Source organism: Paenarthrobacter sp. NPDC090522, from assembly GCF_044769225.1.
Lineage (GTDB): Bacteria > Actinomycetota > Actinomycetes > Actinomycetales > Micrococcaceae > Arthrobacter.
The window spans coordinates 16,400-34,632 of record NZ_JBIVXL010000028.1; the positions used below are offsets into that span (position 1 = coordinate 16,400).

13 protein-coding genes and 1 pseudogene are annotated in these 18,233 nt (G+C 58.5%); 7 read left to right on the plus strand and 7 right to left on the minus strand.

What is annotated here, in order from left to right; genetic code table 11:
* Positions 1-59 precede the first annotated feature (59 nt).
* The 3 genes from ACIQT2_RS22340 to ACIQT2_RS22350 all read right to left on the minus strand — a co-directional run bounded on the left by ACIQT2_RS22340 (position 60) and on the right by ACIQT2_RS22350 (position 2,639).
* Positions 60-1,361 carry a hypothetical protein gene (locus ACIQT2_RS22340; protein WP_402951043.1) on the minus strand — a complete coding sequence of 434 codons (1,302 nt, stop codon included), beginning with the start codon at positions 1,359-1,361 and terminating at the stop codon, positions 60-62.
* Between the two features lies 1 nt (position 1,362).
* The gene (locus tag ACIQT2_RS22345) at positions 1,363-1,665 is read right to left on the minus strand and encodes a hypothetical protein (RefSeq protein WP_402951046.1); all 303 of its coding nucleotides are present in this window, start codon (positions 1,663-1,665) and stop codon (positions 1,363-1,365) included.
* A gap of 332 nt (positions 1,666-1,997) precedes the next feature.
* Complete coding sequence (locus ACIQT2_RS22350) at positions 1,998-2,639, minus strand: DUF416 family protein (protein ID WP_402951049.1); 642 nt, start codon at positions 2,637-2,639, stop codon at positions 1,998-2,000.
* A gap of 328 nt (positions 2,640-2,967) precedes the next feature.
* On the opposite strand from ACIQT2_RS22350, the gene ACIQT2_RS22355 reads away from it, so the two are divergent.
* Positions 2,968-3,837 carry a hypothetical protein gene (locus ACIQT2_RS22355; RefSeq protein ID WP_402951052.1) on the plus strand — a complete coding sequence of 290 codons (870 nt, stop codon included), beginning with the start codon at positions 2,968-2,970 and terminating at the stop codon, positions 3,835-3,837.
* A 64-nt stretch (positions 3,838-3,901) separates the two neighbouring features.
* Here ACIQT2_RS22355 and ACIQT2_RS22360 read toward each other — a convergent pair whose 3' ends face one another.
* From ACIQT2_RS22360 to ACIQT2_RS22375, 4 genes and pseudogenes are all read right to left on the minus strand, one after another.
* Positions 3,902-4,684, minus strand: a complete 783-nt coding sequence (locus ACIQT2_RS22360) for a DUF6804 family protein (protein ID WP_402951112.1) — start codon at positions 4,682-4,684, stop codon at positions 3,902-3,904.
* Between the two features lie 60 nt (positions 4,685-4,744).
* Positions 4,745-4,840: pseudogene (locus ACIQT2_RS22365) on the minus strand (DUF2510 domain-containing protein); the annotation flags it as partial.
* A 60-nt stretch (positions 4,841-4,900) separates the two neighbouring features.
* Positions 4,901-5,185: a helix-turn-helix domain-containing protein gene (locus ACIQT2_RS22370; RefSeq protein ID WP_402951055.1), complete on the minus strand. Its 285-nt coding sequence runs from the start codon at positions 5,183-5,185 to the stop codon at positions 4,901-4,903.
* Between the two features lie 443 nt (positions 5,186-5,628).
* Positions 5,629-6,219, minus strand: coding sequence for a hypothetical protein (locus tag ACIQT2_RS22375; protein WP_402951058.1), 591 nt, complete (start codon positions 6,217-6,219; stop codon positions 5,629-5,631).
* 329 nt (positions 6,220-6,548) lie between these two features.
* Here ACIQT2_RS22375 and ACIQT2_RS22380 point away from each other — a divergent pair, with 329 nt between their 5' ends.
* The 6 genes from ACIQT2_RS22380 (at position 6,549) to ACIQT2_RS22405 (ending at position 18,131) form a co-directional block, all read left to right on the plus strand.
* Positions 6,549-9,443: a LamG-like jellyroll fold domain-containing protein gene (locus ACIQT2_RS22380; RefSeq protein ID WP_402951060.1), complete on the plus strand. Its 2,895-nt coding sequence runs from the start codon at positions 6,549-6,551 to the stop codon at positions 9,441-9,443.
* Positions 9,440-15,661 (plus strand): NucA/NucB deoxyribonuclease domain-containing protein, encoded by a 6,222-nt coding sequence (locus tag ACIQT2_RS22385; RefSeq protein ID WP_402951063.1) that lies wholly within the window; start codon positions 9,440-9,442, stop codon positions 15,659-15,661. Before ACIQT2_RS22380 ends, ACIQT2_RS22385 begins: the two co-directional genes overlap by 4 nt.
* The gene (locus ACIQT2_RS22390; protein WP_402951065.1) at positions 15,658-16,233 is read left to right on the plus strand and encodes a hypothetical protein; all 576 of its coding nucleotides are present in this window, start codon (positions 15,658-15,660) and stop codon (positions 16,231-16,233) included. The genes ACIQT2_RS22385 and ACIQT2_RS22390 overlap by 4 nt, the downstream gene beginning before the upstream one ends.
* A 77-nt stretch (positions 16,234-16,310) precedes the next feature.
* Entirely contained in the window at positions 16,311-16,670 is a 360-nt protein-coding gene (locus tag ACIQT2_RS22395; protein WP_402951068.1) for a hypothetical protein, read from the plus strand.
* Between the two features lie 92 nt (positions 16,671-16,762).
* Entirely contained in the window at positions 16,763-17,608 is an 846-nt protein-coding gene (locus ACIQT2_RS22400; protein ID WP_402951070.1) for a hypothetical protein, read from the plus strand.
* A gap of 25 nt (positions 17,609-17,633) precedes the next feature.
* Positions 17,634-18,131 (plus strand): hypothetical protein, encoded by a 498-nt coding sequence (locus ACIQT2_RS22405; protein WP_402951072.1) that lies wholly within the window; start codon positions 17,634-17,636, stop codon positions 18,129-18,131.
* Positions 18,132-18,233 lie beyond the last annotated feature (102 nt).

An 18,233-nucleotide genomic window follows, 5' to 3' on the forward strand; every position in this document is an offset into this window, starting at 1 on the left:
CTGATCGTCTTCGAGTCCGCCTCAATGCTCGGCGTGGGGGTGACGGCGAACACTCGTGGCTAGTCGTCGAAGCGGGGCCCGAAAAAAGTGCTCGATGGGTGCTCTTGAACGTCCGGGGTTGATGCCCTGGTCTTGTGGGTCCAGTCCGTCTGTCTCAGTTTGCTGATCGCGTAAGAAATATTCACCAGCAGCTCGGCGTCATTGCTGGCCCTGAACGCCTTTCGCAGTTCATCGAGGTGCTGTGCAACCTCGCTGTTGTTCAATTCGAGCGTTGTGTAGCCGCGGCCACCTCTAGGTTTGTCGTAAATTACGAGGATCAGCCTGGAGTCGACCTCGGTGAGTCCGCTGCGCCGAAGAATATTCAAATCGAGGTCCGACCCTGCCCCGTCGAGCCATATATTCTGTCGAGAACTCATGAAACTCTGATGCAGAACGTCGTCTTGTGCGTCGGCGGTGTGGCGAGCGATAGATTCCCTCAATCGCTCTGTCAAACGGTCACTTGGGTTCTTCAAAGTGTAGATCGTATGGTGCTTGGGCTCCGAGCGAGAGTCCGCATTGTTGCGGGCCCTTTCGCCTAATTCAGACCACAGCAGGCCAGCAAGTTCGCCCACGTCACCAACACTGTGCTTTTCAAACAGATCACTCAGCAATCTGTGTACTGACTGAGGACGTACATGGTAGTCGCGTTCAATGTCGCGGACAGAGCGGTCTTGGAACAAGTCAGACAGTACGGCGACTTCAAAGGCTTCGAGGCCCAGTGACTGCAATTCTCGAATGCCCAGTTGATACGGGGTTGTTTCGGATCGAAGACTCCCGGCGAGGAACGGCGTAAATGGGCGCAGATCTGAGACGGTGGACGACGGATAGAAGTAGGTACCTTTCCATGGGCCGAAGTTGTGGGACTGCCACACATCCCCGCTCATTAACTCCCGCGGGATTCGGATATTCATGAGGATCTGGTATTTGTCCCACAGCCCGAGGTTCGGATCCACGGTTCCTGGGAAGACGAACGGTCTCTGGTCTCGGTAGGCACCCATGGTGTGGACCAGATGCCCGGCTCCCTGTCTGGGCGAGAGTTCATTCGACACTTGGACGCCCGGTTGTGCGTTTGGCGGAGCCGTCTCTTGGGTCTCCAGTGATTCTTGCACTTGCTCAGGCATTGGTTTGCCGGCATTTTCATGCCGGGAACCGTCATCGACGACGGCGGACGCCGCGACGTTCGTCGTTGACGCTGTTGGCTCGGTGCCTTGTTGCGTTTCCCCGGATGACTTCAGAGGCTTTCGATGAACCGGGCTCAGGAGGAGCGCGTTGGCGAGGTCCCCCCAGAAGGAATCTTTTTTCACCCGCGGTTTATTCGTCATGTCATCCCTCCTTATCGTTCTGCTCAGACATGTACTTCCCTGCGAAGAGTGAGAGCAGGAGCATTGCGCCGATACCAGCGGTAAAATTGCCGGCCCGGCCTTCCATGCCCCATGCCACGGCACCACCGAGGATTGAGAAGAAGATAGCAGCGACTACGTGCGACAGGAAGAGTCGGCCATAGTGCGTTTCGGTGCTTCCATGCGCGAGACCTATAAACGTCAGCACAAGTCGGGCCAGGCCCAATGCGGCGCCACCGAGCATTCCTTCCAGCCATGCCTGCGACAGCAAGAAGTCAAAGTTCATTATTCCCTTACGTCCTGGGTCGAGGATCGATATCAGATTACATTCACAGGACGAGGAGACAGACCGTTTCCCGCTGTGGTTGTACGGCCGGTCCCCCGAGTGGGTAGACGTGATTCGCTCGTCATGAATCATACTGAGGAAAAGTACGGTCGACGATTGAGCTTGATGCGGACTTTTTCTGGTCCGGGCCGCCTGAGAAGCTCCATGACGCGTTGAGCAGCCGGCTGGTACGACAATCGGCCATTTAGCGGAATCGTTAGAGAATTTGCGTGGCATTGCGGCCGACTCCGGCGGGGCGATTTCATGTGCTCTCGTTTGGCTGTTGCGGCCATCTACGGCAAGGTGGCCGCCCACGCCCGTCCTTTCAAGAGGCTGTCGTTCTTCAATATCGCAGGGGACAGCTGTTGTTCCACGGCCTTCAGATCCTGGGCGATGCCCTCCAGCGCCGACTGGACCTGTTGGGTAGAGGCGATATCTCTCTCAACGCCGGGGGTGTTAAGGTCGAGTGGTTCAAGAAGCTGTTGTGCACCGTAGTCGGCTGCTTCATATACCTGTGTAGCCGCCCAAGCAGCTGTCTCAGGCGACCTGCTGCTGGCAGTTACGGCTGCATAGTAAACAGCTGCGGCTGCGTTCTGGGCATAACTGGACCCGCGTATCCAGAATTCATCGTCTTCGGAAGGTATAAGCGATTCAGCTCTTTCCTGGGCCGTGCTGTTCAGCGCACCTGGTCCTTCCAGTGCGCGCCAGATCTCGTCCAGGATCGCGGCCATCGGCTCTGGGTCTGTTCCGGATCTTTCCGAGAAGCGCTCGTAAAGGGGCCACAGACGCTGTGCGCAGGCTGCAGCAAAGACGGCCCGTTGGTTGAGCTGGAGCCGTTCAAGCCTTTCACGTATCGCTTCGTACCCGAAGCTACGGAGCTCATCGATTCTCAAGGGGCTTGTATCCTGTGCGCTGGGTTTATCAACAGCGACCATGATTGCGGGCTTGCGGTTTGGGGGACAACCAGTTCGACGTTGTCTTCCAATGCGGCTCCTGGGTCTTCAAGGGAGGGGCTGTCCTCCGGCGTACCGTTAGCGTATCTGTTGGATACAGTTGTCCGCCGACTTCAAGGCCAGATTCCATATCCCTAAGCACCTGATGGGACTGAATTGGGCGCGTCGTGAGCGGATTCGACGGGACTCAGGAAGAATCGCCAAAGTATTCCTTTTTTGCCAATGACTACGAAAGTGACAGTTTGTGGGCTTCTTCAAGAAAAAACAGCGTGAGCAGGAACCGGTCGACGAGGAGCTTACGTTCTTCACTGTGTCTGAGGCGCAGAGGTTCCGGACTACGGTGCGCGAAGTCTTCGCCGAGCTGGGCTTTGAAGTGCAGATCAATGCTGATCATGCACTTGACGCCGAAGGCCGCGGATACGGTTTCTGGAATGTCGCCGCAAACTGCCATAGCGCGCAGGAATCCGGGTGGCGGGAGATCATCCGCCAGCATCTTGAGCGTGTGCTGGCGAGCTTCGATGGAGCTGATCCCTTCGAAGAACTCACGGCCACCCAGGTGTCCAGCCAGACGTTCGCGCGACTCTATGAAGAATCAGGCCTGCCGAACCTTGATGCGTATCCGCACAGCCAGTTCGCTCCGGGTGTCGTGGAGATGTTGGCGCTTGATCTTCCTGACACGGTGGCTGTGTATGCGCGCAAGCATGCTGACACCTTTGGCGGTTGGGAAGCGCTCCGGACACAGGGGCTGGCGAATCTCCGCGCCCTGGAGCACGAGCAGGTCGAGACCGTTCCTGCCCAAGGTGGAGGTTCATTCAATGCGCTGCTGGGCGACTCTGTGTACACAGCCAGCAAAGCGCTGTTGCTGCCAGGCATCGCTACGGAGCTCACCGGCAAGCAACCGCGCCCCGAGCTCGGCTGGCTGATGAGTGTTCCGAACAGGCATCAACTCGTGTGGCACGTCATCGAAGATGCCGGTGTCTTGGGGGCGCTCGATGGAATGGCGCGGTTCACGGCCATGGGATACAGCGATGCCCCGGGCCCGGTGAGCCCGCATGTCTACTGGTGGAACGGGACAGGATATGAGCAACTGACCCAGCTGTCCGAAGAGGACGGCAGCCTTTCCATCCACGTCAGCCCGGAGTTCCATGCTGTTCTGGAAGCCGCGACGTCCGGCGACTGAATGGGTCAAGTTGCCACGCCCGTAGGAAGGCTCCAGGTGCCAATTACACGAACCTGTCCCGGCCTCATCTTCCTGTGACGAGGTAAAGCAGTGCCATGAACGCGTAGACGATCCCAAGGATCAGGCCAAGGATCGCGAAGACCCGATACTTCTTCGCGGTTCCGTGAGTCTGGGGCAGTCCCATGGCTGACACGACAATGGCTGCCAAGGAGAGGACCAGCCCGAATACAGGGATCGAGAACAGGAAGAAGGACGCCAATCCCAGGCCAAATCCGGTCACCGCGACCGGATTCGTGGGCCGCTTCGTGCCTGCTTTCACCTGCGTATGCCGGGTCCAGGTTCGACCGTCCCACCAGCGTTGGTGTGTCGGGTTGTTGGGATCCATGTACCACCCTGCTGCAGGGGTGGTCTGGTGAATTGAAACCGGACTTCTTGCTTCAGATCCGGGAGCGGCGTATGTGGATGACGTTGTTCGGACACCTTGGAGAAACTCCGGCCTGACAGACCCCGACGCACGGAGCTTTACTCCTGCTACGCAGAAAAGGACGAGACCTGCGACATCGAACGGGATCCAGAACTCCCGCGTGGCATAGACCGGAACAAGCGGGTTGAACAGCACGGCAATGGCTGCAAAGACAGCAGCCCAGAGCGTTCGTCCCTGCCCGCCGGCGATGGCGGCTACCAATATCGCTGCCGCTGTCACGGCCCATCGCATGACGACGTACAACTCATACTGTCCGCCCAGATAGGCCAAGAGCAGGAAGAACGCTCCAATGATGGCCGGTGCGGTGGCCGGATGAACCGCAACAGTTGCTTCGGCGTTCAACTGGCCTGGGTCGAAAACCATAGCAGTTGGGCGCTGTCCGCTGTATGCCAGGTTCGGGTCGACCACAACCGGGGATGTCGAAGGGCGAACGTGCGACGTCCATACCTGCCCATCCCACCAACGCTGCTGTGATGGATCGTGAGGATCGCTGTACCAGCCCGCCGCTGGACCACTCATGGAAACCGCCCTTTTCGCGTTCAACTGAAGAAACTCTAGGTCAGGAAAGCAAGAGAGACCCTAGGCGTCCCGGAGCGTCCCTCCCTGTGAACGCCGGGCCGGTTCTTCGATGAGCATATGACTCGGGAACTGCGCCAGATGTGCTGCGGGTATCTTCCGAGGTGAGGTGGGAGCTGGTCTGTCACCTCCTGCCAAGCTGATCAGTTCTGCGCGCTTGTCGTCAGGGATGGAGTCTCCTCGTTCCCATCTGCGAAGGCTAGCCACGCTGGTGCCAATCGCTGTCGCTACGACTTGCTTGCTGAGACCCGTCAACGCTACAAGTCGTGCCACCTCGGTTTTCTCCATGCTGTACAGATTACGGCCGCTGAGGGTGCACGTGAGGCAACACGCAAAGGAGTGGGTTCCCAAAGCGTGGTGACGCAGTGGACGAGCTCTGTCATCGTGGCCAATGACGCGTAGCAGGCACTCTGATGACGGGCATCTCGTACGGCCAAGTAGACGTTCCGGAACAGGCCGAAGGGTGAAAGCGCTGATGCGATCTCTCCGGTGCTCTTCCTCGACGATTTCGGCGCCACGCTTGTCGTAGGTTGCCAGTTGGTCAATGGTGCCCGCCAGCAACACGTTGAGACGGTTCACCTCGGCCTCTGCTGCCAGGAGCCGTTCGTGTGCGGTCACCGCCCGGTATCCGCACCACTGGCGCAGGAGTTCGTGCCGCGGCTTCTGATATCTCAGGTAGTACCTGTACTCGTACTCGGGTGAGGACTCTGCGGGCTTGCCGGTTTCATGGCTCAATCGTTCACCGCCGCGTTTTGACTTCTCAAGGCCGTAGCTTCTTCGGTCAGAATCCAATCCACGACCGGTTCCGGGTTCTGCCGGCACACCATCTGCGCGATGGTGATTGACGCCAGGGGAGTGAAACAGGGCTTGCCTTCGAATTCCTCCCAGGACAAAGATTCTTTCAGGGACGACATAGGCTCGCCGGTCAACACTTCAAGCTGGGCCTGGTCATGCACGACCAAGGCATCGTCCACGGAAGTCAGAAAGAGCTCGGCAACTTGATCCGGGACCAGGAGCTCCAGGACGGTCCACAAGGCCGAGGACTCTGTCCTGTCGATGGGTTCGGCTTCCAATCGTTTCCAGGCGGCCATTGGCGCGTCGAACGCGGCAACTTCTTCCCACGGCACACGCAGCCGTGACCGGGGAACGTTCTCTTCTTTTCCACTGGCTGGCCCATCAAGGAACCGGATCTGGACCCGGAATTTCCGCCCGGTACGCTCGACAGCCAGAACGCTGACTCGCTTGGACGGGGAGCCAGCGGTCAACCTGTAGGCCCATTCCTGCCCGACGCAAGGATCCTCATCGGTGTCATCGATGTTCATGGGTCTATTCTGCTGTGCGGGGCAGCGGGGGTTCCCCGTGCGTACATGCGAGATGACGTGTTGTGGATACACGGTCGTGTCCTTGCGCGTGTCTTCTGTCACAAATCATATTTTCCTGAGTGTTGACTGGACTTTGTTTGGCAAAAACCTTATGGCCGGGTTAGGCTCCTCTCGCTAGTCGAATTTGGGGGTTTTCGGACGGCAACTGACGCATCCCTCTGTCGAGTGACTCTGCTCCAGAAAGTGATGCCGTGGCTTCTCCTGCTGCCTTTCTTCGTCGTGCCTGCGCACCGGCGCTAACGGTTTCTTTGCTGTTGGCCGGTCTTTCCGTGCCGGCTGCATTTGCCGTTCCTGCGAACCAGCCGGCCGAAACCAGTCCGGCTGTCGATCCGGCAACGGACCCGTCCCAGCCGGTGCAAGGCTCCGAGCAGGCGGCACAGGCCGAAGCGAAGGACACGGGGGAGAAGGTGGTGGTCGATGACGCCACGACTCCGACGGATCTCACCGTTGCCAATCCTGACGGCACCTTTACCCGGACCATCAACACCGCGCCGGTGCGGATGGAGACCAGCCAAGGCTGGGTGGATATCTCTACGGACCTCGTGAAGACCGTCGAGGACGGCAAGACCGTCATTAAGCCTGAGCAGATCCCCGTGGACTTGACTCTTGGTGCCGGCGGGTCGAGCGACATGGCGACGATCGATGACAAGGAAGGCCACTCGATCGCACAGTCCTGGCCCTTCGGAACGCTTCCCGAGCCGGTGATCGAAGCCAACGTCGCAACGTACCGCCAAGTGCTGCCCGGGGTAGACCTGGTCCAGGTTGCCCACCAGACCGGTGTCTCGCAGGTGTTGAAGATCGAATCGGCCGAGGCCGCAAAGGATCCCCGTGTTGTTCAGATGCGGCTCTTCCTCGATGCCGGTAATACGAACCTCACGGAGACGCCCGAAGGAACTTTGACCGCTACAGGCAGCGACTCCGGACAGGTGGAACTGCACATGGGCGGCGGACAGTGGTGGGACTCATCCCAGCCCGGCGCTTCGGCCCTGGATCCCGGCACTCCGGGCCTCACCCGGCCATTCACGTTCAGCCTGGGACAGGAATCCGGCAAGCAGACCCAGATCTTTGGCATGGACGAAATCCTGAACACGCCAGACCTGCAGTACCCGATCTTTGTGGACCCACCGTGGAACACACCCCGGACCTCCTATGTCTTCGTCGACACTGCCTACCCGAACACCTCGTACTGGAACGGCCAGTTCACGGATCAGACCATGAACGTCGGCTACCTTCCCAACTATTGGGCACCGGATGGCGTAACGCATCTTGCTCGTTCGTACTTCCAGTTCGAAGGCAAGACCTTCGATGCCACGGCGGACCTCATCAACGCCCGCTTCGAAATTCTGGAGACCTGGTCCTCCTCGTGCACCCTGACGGGTATCGCTTCCTGGATCACCGGCGAAGTCGGTACCGGCACAACGTGGAACAACCAGCCGCAGTTGAAAGTGCGCACTGACCGCGGGAACGTCGCCAAGGGTTACAGCTCGGCCTGTCCTGCAGGAATGGTTGGCTTCGATCTCCTTGCTGCTGAGAACATCCTGCTGAATTCCTCGAAGTGGACGATCATGCTTGCCGCCGACAATGAACTGGATACCAGCGGATTGGCATGGAAGCGGTTCGCCAATTCCGGCGCCATCAGGGTCGACTACAACCGGAATCCCATCGGTCCGGCTATCCATTCCATTCAGTCCGGTCGTTGGACCGGTACTCCATGGGGGACAACATCCAAATATGTCACCCGTGTCTCGAAGCCGAAGCTGACAGCCATGGTCGGCGACGACGTGGACGGCGGCGAAATCAAGGTGGTCTACAGTGTCCGCCGGGCATCAGGCGGTGGGAGCATCTTCAGCGGCGTTGTCGAGAATGCCTCGCCCGCATGGCACGCGGAAACCATGGAGTGGGGATCCGCCCCGGCATTGACCGAGGGTGACTATATCTTCGAGGCGAGGACCTATGACGACTATGCGGGTGTTTCGCCGCTGATGACCTTCAAGTTCACTGTGGATCTAACGGCGCCGACTCCACCCAAAATCGAACCAGTGGCAAATGCCGCGTACACCGTGACCACCAATCAATCCACCGGCGTCACGAGCTACAGCGACAATGGCCATGCGCCCGGTGACCAGGTCTACCCGTTCAAGATCAGCAACAGTTACGTCGACGGCCGAATACTTCGTGCTGATGGGTTTATCTATGCGGTAAGTAAGGAAGCCGCGGTGACTCCGCCAACCAACGTGAATTGCCAAACGCCGCCGGTCGAGGAATTCGTTATCGTCTGCCCTGACGGGGACAGCATGGTGATCAACATCGGTGCGGTCAACCAACAGACGGTCCTGTCGGTGTGGGCTTTCGACGCAGCTGGCAACGTCGCCGGGACCGATCCGGATGACCAGGACTATCAGAGTGGGGCCGCCAAGACCGCCACACTTACCGTTGCCGAGCCCATCCTGAACAAGACGGTCGTTGGCTTGGCGCCGACTGGCAATGCGAAGTGGGTCGACATCCACGCTGAAGGAACCATATCCGGGCAGCGCGTGCCCGAGGGCCTCTGCACTGAAGAAACCATACCGCTGGCATCCAGGAATGCCAGGGCGCTGCAATTCAATCCCGGGGCCGGAAAAGCCGAAACGGCTGCCCGGGCTGTGGATACATCAGGAGACTTCAGTGTCGCAGCATGGGTATGCCCCACAAGCGTTGGCGGGGGGCAGGTTCAAGACATCCGTTCGCTGATTACTCAGCTTGCCGGTTCAACGCCTGGAGCGGCGCTTGAGATTGGTGAATGGGGCTCGGTGAGGCTCCAAGCGTGGACGGGAGTCAATTCCAGTCACATTGTGAACGAAGACAGCGGCATTCTTCCGGCGGGCTACTGGTCTTACGTGACGGCAGTGTATGACAAGATCAACCGCCAGCTCAGGCTCAGTTCCCAGGTCGGCGGATCGATTTCCGATTGGGTGATTGCTGCTTCCCAGCAAAACATCCTGCCCGCTGCGTCCACACAGAAGGTCATCGTCGGCCAGAGCATCGGTGGAGCCCAGCAGTTCAACGGCAAGATCTACCGCCCGATTCTTACCCAGGAAATCCTCACCGACACCCAGTTCTCCACCATCCAGAAGGCCTTCGTGAATACCGGCGGCACCACCGAAAAGGACGGCCTGCTCCAATGAGAACCCCAAAGTATTTGGCCCTGCCGCTCAAGGCTCTCCTTACCGGAGCCCTTTCAGGTGCTCTTATCGTCAGCGGTAGTGCGTTCAACGTCCTGCCGGAGCTGCCCGCCACTGCTGCTTCAGCTTTGGAGAACGTGGCGCATGACGTGGAGCCAATTCCTGTCGAGCGTTGGACTGAACAAGCCCCACCGGCGCCAGCCCCGTCCGGAGTGGAGGCAACGGCTGTTGCACCTGGTGCCGACACAGTGGTCGGTGATAGCCCGACCGCCAACAGGGTTGCTCTGCAGAGCAAACTCCCTGCACGCGTGCCGATGATGGCGACGGTTCCATCCAGTGGCAACGGCACGTCGAACTTCACGGCTGTACCGGGTGTGGGGTCCGGCTCGTGGGGGACTACGGGTCAAACCGGCGGCTTTACGTGGAATTATCCCTTCCCGATCCGCAACGCGCCCGCTGGCAAGACACCGTCACTGGGCCTCTCTTATGACTCGACTACCTTGGATGGGTTGACCAGTTCGACGAACACCCAGGCTTCAGTCGTCGGAGATGGCTGGCAGCTCTCAGGGACCGGCTCAATCAGGCAGAAGTTCGGGTCTTGCCGGGACCAGCTTCCGGTAAACACGAAGACCTACGACCTCTGTGGCAACCCGGGCGGCCAGGAATTCACGATCTCCTTTGGTAATCGATCAGGTGTGATCGTCGAGGACGAAAGTCAGGGCGACTCAAAACTCAAGTACCGGCTGCTAAACGACGACGGCAGTCGTTTGGAGTACATCGCCCATGGCACGACGAATGGTACCCGTGACGGTGAATACTGGCGGCTGACTGATCCCGAGGGCACGCAATACTACTTTGGCTTGAACCGTCTTCCCGGGTGGACCACCGGCAAAGCTACTACCAATTCCGCCGACTACGTTCCTGTCGGGGCTGCCAATGGCGACCAACCCTGCGCTGCGGCCAGCTTGAAGGCGTCCTTTTGCCAGCAGGCCTACGCCTGGAACCTTGACTACGTCGTAGACGTTCACGGTAACTCGCAGGCGTTCTACTACACCCAGGATACCAACTTCTACGTCTCCGAAGCCGGAACGGGTACAGCCTTCAGTTATGTGCGGGCCAGCAGGCTCGCGCGCGTGGATTACGGCATGCGCGCCGGCTCTGAGCTCACGGCCAAGGCTCCACTGATTGTGAACTTCGGCTACACCGGGCGTTGCGAACAGGGCAGCGATTGCTCTAGTGGCAATGATGTCCCGTACGAGGAGTTCAATTGCTCGACTGCATCTGGCTGCACAGTGCAGGCTCCGACGTTCTACACGCATTACCGGTTGTGGACGGTTTTGTCTCAGACGCTCGTGAACGGAACCAGCTACGGCAACACTGACTACTGGTACCTGCAGCACAGCATGCCTGATCCTTACGATGCAGTTGGTGCCCGCCCGGCGCTGTGGTTCAAGTCCATCACCCACTCAGGCGCGGACACGACTTCGACCGGCATTACGTCATGGGTTACGGACCCACCCACTGAATTCGACGGCCACGGAAAGAAGAACCGGGTCTGGGATGTGCGCTCCGGCCAGGCGACGATGAACCGTATCCGCCTTGACTGGATCAGGAACAGCACCGGCGCCACCACCACGGTGGAATACATGCAGCCGAACTGTACGGACGAAGACGTTGACCGGGACGGCAATCAGGACATCGTCCCCGAGAACAACACCAAGATGTGCTTTCCGCAATGGTGGGTGCCCACTGAACCCATCGTTGAGCCGGAAACTATGTCCTACTTCAACATCTATCCGGTCAAACAGGTCACGACGACGCCAAGCATGGGTGTCGACGGCAGCACGCCTGTGATGATGCGATATGACTACATCGGTGACCCTGTGTGGAAGTATGCCGGACCTAAGATCGACACCACCACGGGTGGTTCAAAGAAGACGTGGTCTGTATTCGGCGGATGGTCGCAGGTCAAAACCATCACCGGCAATGACCCGGTGCAAAGCAACAATCCGTACACGCTGACCACGTATTTCCGTGGCAATGACGGCACGCCGGCCAATTCCTCCGGAGCGATGCGGTCAATCAAACTCGCATCCTCGGACGGCGCGACCGCTACAAACATTCCGGACTCGCCGTGGTTTGCAGGTCGGGTGTTCGAAAACCGCAGCTACCGGGGCACCGGCGGGACGTACATGAGTGGAACGGTGACTGTTCCGTGGAACTCGCAGTACCCGACTGCCACCTCATCAGCAGCCCTTGGCTCGGTCAAGTCCTACTTCACCGGAACGAAGTTTACGCAAACGCAGTTGGCTTCCGGGCAGGGCAATGGCTGGCGGAAAACGAAGTCCTCCAACACGTACGACACGCTGGGGCGTGTGGTCACCATCAGCGATGACGGTGAGCTGGGAACACTCTCTGATGACAGTTGCACCACAATCAGTTATGCAGACAACGCGGAGCTGAATATCCTGTCGCTGCCTGCCGTGACCTCCACCTATTCGTCCGTCTGTAATACCCCTGGCGTTACCCTGTTAAAGTCCCTACGGACTCTTTACGACGGATCGACGTCTGCTGTGCCGGGGACTTCCGGGTACGTTGCTCCCACGAAGGCAGACAAGACACGCAGCGATATCGCCACTGCAGTGGCTGGTGGAACGGCAACTGCTTGGCAGAGCGGGCCTACGACGGCTTACGACGCACTCGGCCGGCCTACCCAGGCGACCGATACAAGTACAGGTACTACACGGACGACAAAAACAGCCTATTCGCCAGCCACGGGGCCGGTTACACAGGTAACGACGACAAATTCGGCCCAATGGCAGACCATTACGACACTCGACGTCATCCGCGGCAATACGCTTAAGACTGTCGATCAGAACGGACATGAGACGAGCGCCGCTTACGATCCGTCAGGCCGGGAGATCAAGTCGTGGGATGTTCGCCGCCCACAGGGGAGCAATCCCACCGTGCCGTCTGTTGCCACCAATTACAGCGTCTCGCAGGCAAGTCCTTCGTGGGTTCAAAAGACAGTTGTCAACAGCTACGGCCAGACGACGAAAAGCTTCACCATCTACGACGGTATGGGACGTCCTCGGCAAACGCAGTCGCAGTCGCCTGGAAGCGGTTCGATCGTCACGGACATCACCTACAACTCCGCGGGCAATAAGGATTTGGTCCGTAACCCCTACTTCGTCTCCTCGGCACCAGACGGCGTACTGGTCACCCCCTCGATCGCCGTGCCTTCGTCCACGCTCTTCGACTACGACGCCTACGGTCGTGTTACCGCGGAACGTGCGATGGCATGGGACAACGATGAGCTATGGAAGACCCAGTACACGTACAACGGGCTTGACACGACAACCGTTGCCGTTACGAACGACACCGGATTCGCCAAGTCGCCGATTACTACGTTGGTCGATACCCGAGGCAAACTGCAGAGCCGAAAGACTTATTACGGGTCTGCGGCTACGGGGACGGCTGACGTCAGTTCTTACGTGTACGACCAATTGGGCCAACTTACCCGGATGGGGGATGGCTACAATCTTTGGACATGGAGCTACGATGCAGCAGGGCGCTTGGTTGGCAGCGAAGATCCTGACACAGGCACCAGTTCCACTGTTTATGACGCTGCAGGACGGGTAGCCAACCGCACCGACGAGCTGAATACGGTCACCAAGTACAGCTACGACGTACTGGATCGCACCACAAAACAGACTGTCACTCCTGCCGGGGGTGCCGAGAAGACCCTCATCACAAACACGTACGACGGGGCAGGCAACCCGCTTGGCGTTCTGGCCAGCTCCACGAGGAACAATGGCGCTGCGTTCGACCAGCCTGTGACGACAACATACAGTGGCTTCGATCTGGCCTACACGCCCGGGACGACCGTAACGACACTGCCGGCCGGACTGACAGGGTTCGGATCAACGTCGTACACGTTCACGAATACGACGACGTTGACGGGCAAGTCGAACGTGGCCGGAACTCCGGCTATTGCTGGCCTTCCTGCGGAATCTGTCACCAACGTGTACAACACGTACGACAACCCCTACGAAGTCCGTTCGGGATCGAACTACATCGTCGGTGGCGGAACCTACAACCGCTTGAACCAGATCGCTTCGTACTCGCAGTACGACAGCAATGCGACCAGCGGTGCCAACACCACTGGCACGAACAAGGTCACCTTCAACTGGGATGACTCCACAGGCAGACTCTCAAATACTGTCGCAAGTAATAAGCTCATTGGCTCGCTCGTTGATACTGACCTGGGCACCACCAGCTACACATACGACCCCGTGGGAAGGATCACCGAACGCCAACATGCATATACGTCCAGACCTTCTTCGCCAGCCGATTCACAGTGTTACAGCTACGACCATGCCGATCGCGTCAAGGCGGTGTGGACACCGGCGAACCTAAGCTGCGGCACGGCACCAGCATCAACAGCTACCTTTGTATCGGGGCTGGGCGGACCAGCGCCGTATGCGCAGACGTATACATATACAGCTGCCGGTGATCGGTCGCAGGTCAAGCGCTTTGGATCCAACGGCGCGCTTGCTGTAACCGAGGACTACACCTACCCGACGCCTGGATCGGCTGGAGCACACCGGCCTCAGTCCGTGGTGTCGACACCTGCCGGGGGCACAGCGACCACGCGTCCGCTCACGTGGGATGCGGCTGGCCGCTTGACGGGACGTGCCGGCCAGACGCTGACCTACACTTTGGACGGTCGGCTGGACACAACAGTCGGGATCAGCACGATCCCCAGCAACCCGAACCCTAACGCTACGGCGGGTACACCGCCTGCGGCCGGAGCCACCATCGCTGATGACCAGGGCGCCCGATACTACGATGCGACCGGCAATCTCGTAGGTATCACGGACGGCACGGGTACGACCGTCACCTTGGGCAGCATCACTGCCCATCACAACAAAGCCACCGGAACTAAGACCGCCACGAAGACGTATACCTTTGCCGGTAAGGTCGTGGGGCAACGTACTGCATCCGGCGCCGGCACCACGAAGTTGGCCTTCATCATTGGTGACAGCGTGAACACCGCGCAAACGATGACGCTGCCCAACACCACCGCGAGCACGACCAACATCACCACGCTTGTGCGGCGGACTGATCCCATGGGCCTTGCCCGTGGTTCAAATGGCACAGCCTCGGGCAACGCCGCCTTCACGGCGGCGGCGAGTACGACTGCAGGAACTGGTACAAACGCTGCCAACGCGGCGGGGTTCGGTGCTGTCAACGGCTATATCGGCGGACTCGATGACACCGTTAGTTCGTTGACCCACCTCGGAGCAAGGGAGCTCGATTCCGTACTGGGAGTTTTCACTTCTCCCGACCCGATCCTCAGCACGGAGGACCACCGCGGCTTTACTCCCTATACCTATGCATTCGGCAACGTCATCAATGCCTCGGATCCGAGTGGCCTCCGCCCTGCGTGTGACTGCCTGGCCGACGGATCTTCCGGCGCTGTCCCTGGATCTGCTGCTGATTTGCAAGCTAAGTACGAGAATCCGGGTCGCATCGTAGAGGCTCCCGAACCTATACAAGCGCAGATTCCTTCGTCACCGGGTTCCAACTTCGAGAGTAACTGGAACTCAGTTGCCCCCTACATTGACGGCGACTATTTCCCAAAGGCGCGCGACGCGGCCAACTTGGGTGCGGATGGACCAGCTGAAGGTGCGGCTTACTCGTTCAGGGCAATCTTTATGGGTGGCTGTGCAACGGGCAACATGTATGTTTGCCAGGTCGCTTCAGGTGTAAGTCAAGGATTAATCGAAGGTGCCCGCATTTTGGATGGGAACCCGATTGATGATACGGACAACAATCCAGGTAATGGCACGGTTCAGCTGCAACCTGAAGATATACCGACCGTATATTTCCAACGAAGTGTCGCACCAACCATCGAACAGAACTTCAATAATGCCGTTGCAGGTGGGGCCCCAACGCAGTTGACTCGACTGGAAGGGAAGGCCAATAATGATCGGAATCGATATCAAGCCAAGAAAGGTCTAGGCGGCGCATCCGCTGGCCATCAAATGCAGTGGGACGAGTATCCGTTCGCGTCTACTTACGAAGGTGGCTACGGGGCGACCGTTATGGCTGTTCCTCGGAAAGAAAACGCGTATCAGGGTCAGGTGCTCGCTAAGTTCTATAAGGATTACAACATTGTTGATGGTGATCGATTTAATGTAAGGTTCATCCCATGACGCGCTCAATTGAAGAATCAACCGCACTTATTGAAGGCTACTTGCGGGACTTGCATATCCCCGTTGCTGGTCGTCTTCGCCCAGGGTTAGCAGCCGACGAAGTGCAGAGCGCGCTACGTCCCAGGGGGCTGGAGCCCGGTTCGGATCTACTTGCTCTGTATGCGTGGCATGACGGAACAAGCTGGGAAGGGGATCCGGCTCTCAATGACTTGCACCTCGTCCCAGGTCTTTACTTTCCTGCGCTTGATGAGTCTTTGATTATCTATGATCAATTTGTAAATGAACTTGGTGAGAATCCATCTTGGTTCCCAATCCTAACTGATGGTGGTAGTGCTTATTCCTTTATTGATCTTTCCCGGATTGAAGATCAGCCGATCTACCACTTTACTTTTGAGGATTTGGAACATGAGAAGCAATACGAATCTGTCAAAAATATGTTAGATACAATTGTTGAAGCGTATTTGAAGAGAATATTTTTTGTTGGGACAGATGGTTGGTTGGATAATAGGTGGGAAGCGCATGCGGAACTGGCTCGAGAGCTGAATCCTGGTGCAGCATACTGGGTCGATTAGATCGATGCTCCTGGAGGCAGAACACTCGCGTGGACGTTACCTCCAATAGCATTCGAACTGTGAGGAAGGATCAACAGGTGCAGCAGATCGTCGAGGGACTGGCGCTCGGGGTTCTGGCTCGTGGGATCGTCAGGCTGCCCGCGACTCGGGACGAGTTCACGTCTGCCTTCCGCGCGGCTTGGTGCTCTTGGCCCAAAGCTTCAGCATTCGATGCCATCGACTTCACCGAGGCAGCGTCAGTGGTTTGGGTCGCAATGGACAGCCCGGTGCATCGTCCAGGCGTCATGGCGGGCTGGCTCGATCACTCGGTTCCGGTCCTGACTCCGGACAACGAGGATCAGGACATCGCTTATCTGTTGGACAGCCTCTCTGACATTGTTTCTGCCAGTGACTGGATTCAATTGGGGAGTCGTATGCCAGGGCCCTGTACGAGATGAAATGGGAGCCTCGGGAGTCTGGAGAAGTCCCAACGGCGTCAACAACTGAGGGTCGTGCTCTTCGCGGCCCTTCGCACATACCTGAAGTAGCAGTGTTCGATCTGGATCTGACGGACAAGGAGCGCGAACTGTTGCGATGCGGATTGCGGGAGTGGGGCGGCCCGGCTCGGTGCACTGAAGCGATGGCGGTGGCCATGGGCTTCAACAGCGTCCCGGAGGTGCTGAGCCGGGGTGAACACACCGCGGTGCGAATCCAGCAGCGGCAGAACCTAACGGCTGCTGACTGGCAGCGGGCTATCTTGGCAACTGAGATTGCATTCATCAGCGATGTATTCGGATCAGGAGTCGAGTGGTCCATCACGACTGGATTTTCCGACGAAGAGACACTGCCGCTGCTGAGGTCGGTGCAGCGAAAGCTTGCGAGAACAGAGGGCTTCAGCCGACAGATCCCGCGGATGCCTAGCCGTGTGGACTTCCTGGCCGTCGGCCGCAAGTTCACACTGATTCAGACACCTACGGATGACATCCGACGAGCGAGCCTGTCAGTCACCCTGGATGACACCCATTCCTGGCAAATTGAGGTTCCTGGGTGGCGGCCTGTTGCAGTGGGAATGAGCGGCAGTGTCGCTCATGCGTGGAGTGCAAGAAGCGTCATTGTGTTGCCGGCCGACCCAGTCCAAGGCCCGGAGGTGCTTTCGGTCGACGACGAAGACATCGTCCTGGCGTTCCGTACCGGCGAGCAGTGGCTTCTCGTATGTGAGACGTCGGTGCGGCTTGTTGCTCGGTCCGGCGAGCAAACATCACGGGTTGAGCTGTCAGAAGTAGTCGAGTCGGCTGTCTTTGACGGTCGCTACTTACACACGGCCGATGTCAACGGAAATGGGTGTCGGCTGGAGGTTCAGGGGTCACAATTGCTTGTCCAAGGGAATAAGCCGTGAGCCGCCTTGGCGGTAGGTTCACTAGGTGAGCAAGGCCGCATTCCCTCAACAGCATTCCGTTCACCTGGGCATGACACCAGCCGAAAGCCTTCGATGGGCGTCGCGCGGTGCAGACTCGGGGATGAGCGTCTTCCGGCTCGACTTCACCGGCATTGTGGATCGCCAAGGGCTGATCGACTACTTGAGAAAAGAGTTCGTGTTTCCCTATCGCGTTTTCGGGCTCGACGCGGTCGTGTCACTCATGTCCGACTTGGAGTGGGTGGGGAACGACCAGGGGCATGTGGTGATTGCTAGTGGCTGCGACAATGCGCCAGTTGTAGCCGCGCTGTTCGCCTCGATCCTGCCAAATGTCGTGGACAGGTGGCGGACACGCGCGGTTCCCTTTGTTGTGCTGTTGGACAGCCAGGGAAGCGATGTCCGGAGTGCAGTACTGGAAGCAAATGAAGAGATGGCGGCGGCCGGAAGGCTTCCGTGGGCACAGCCCGGGACGGGCAGCGTCGACATTGTCGTCCATGGACAGTAGCTGCCTGGCAAGACCCTGCTGGCGCGAGCCTTGCTGCACAAAGCTCCCTTGTGTCGTTGGCCAATGATGGGCCCCAATTGCCATGGACAGTCCCCACTGCCG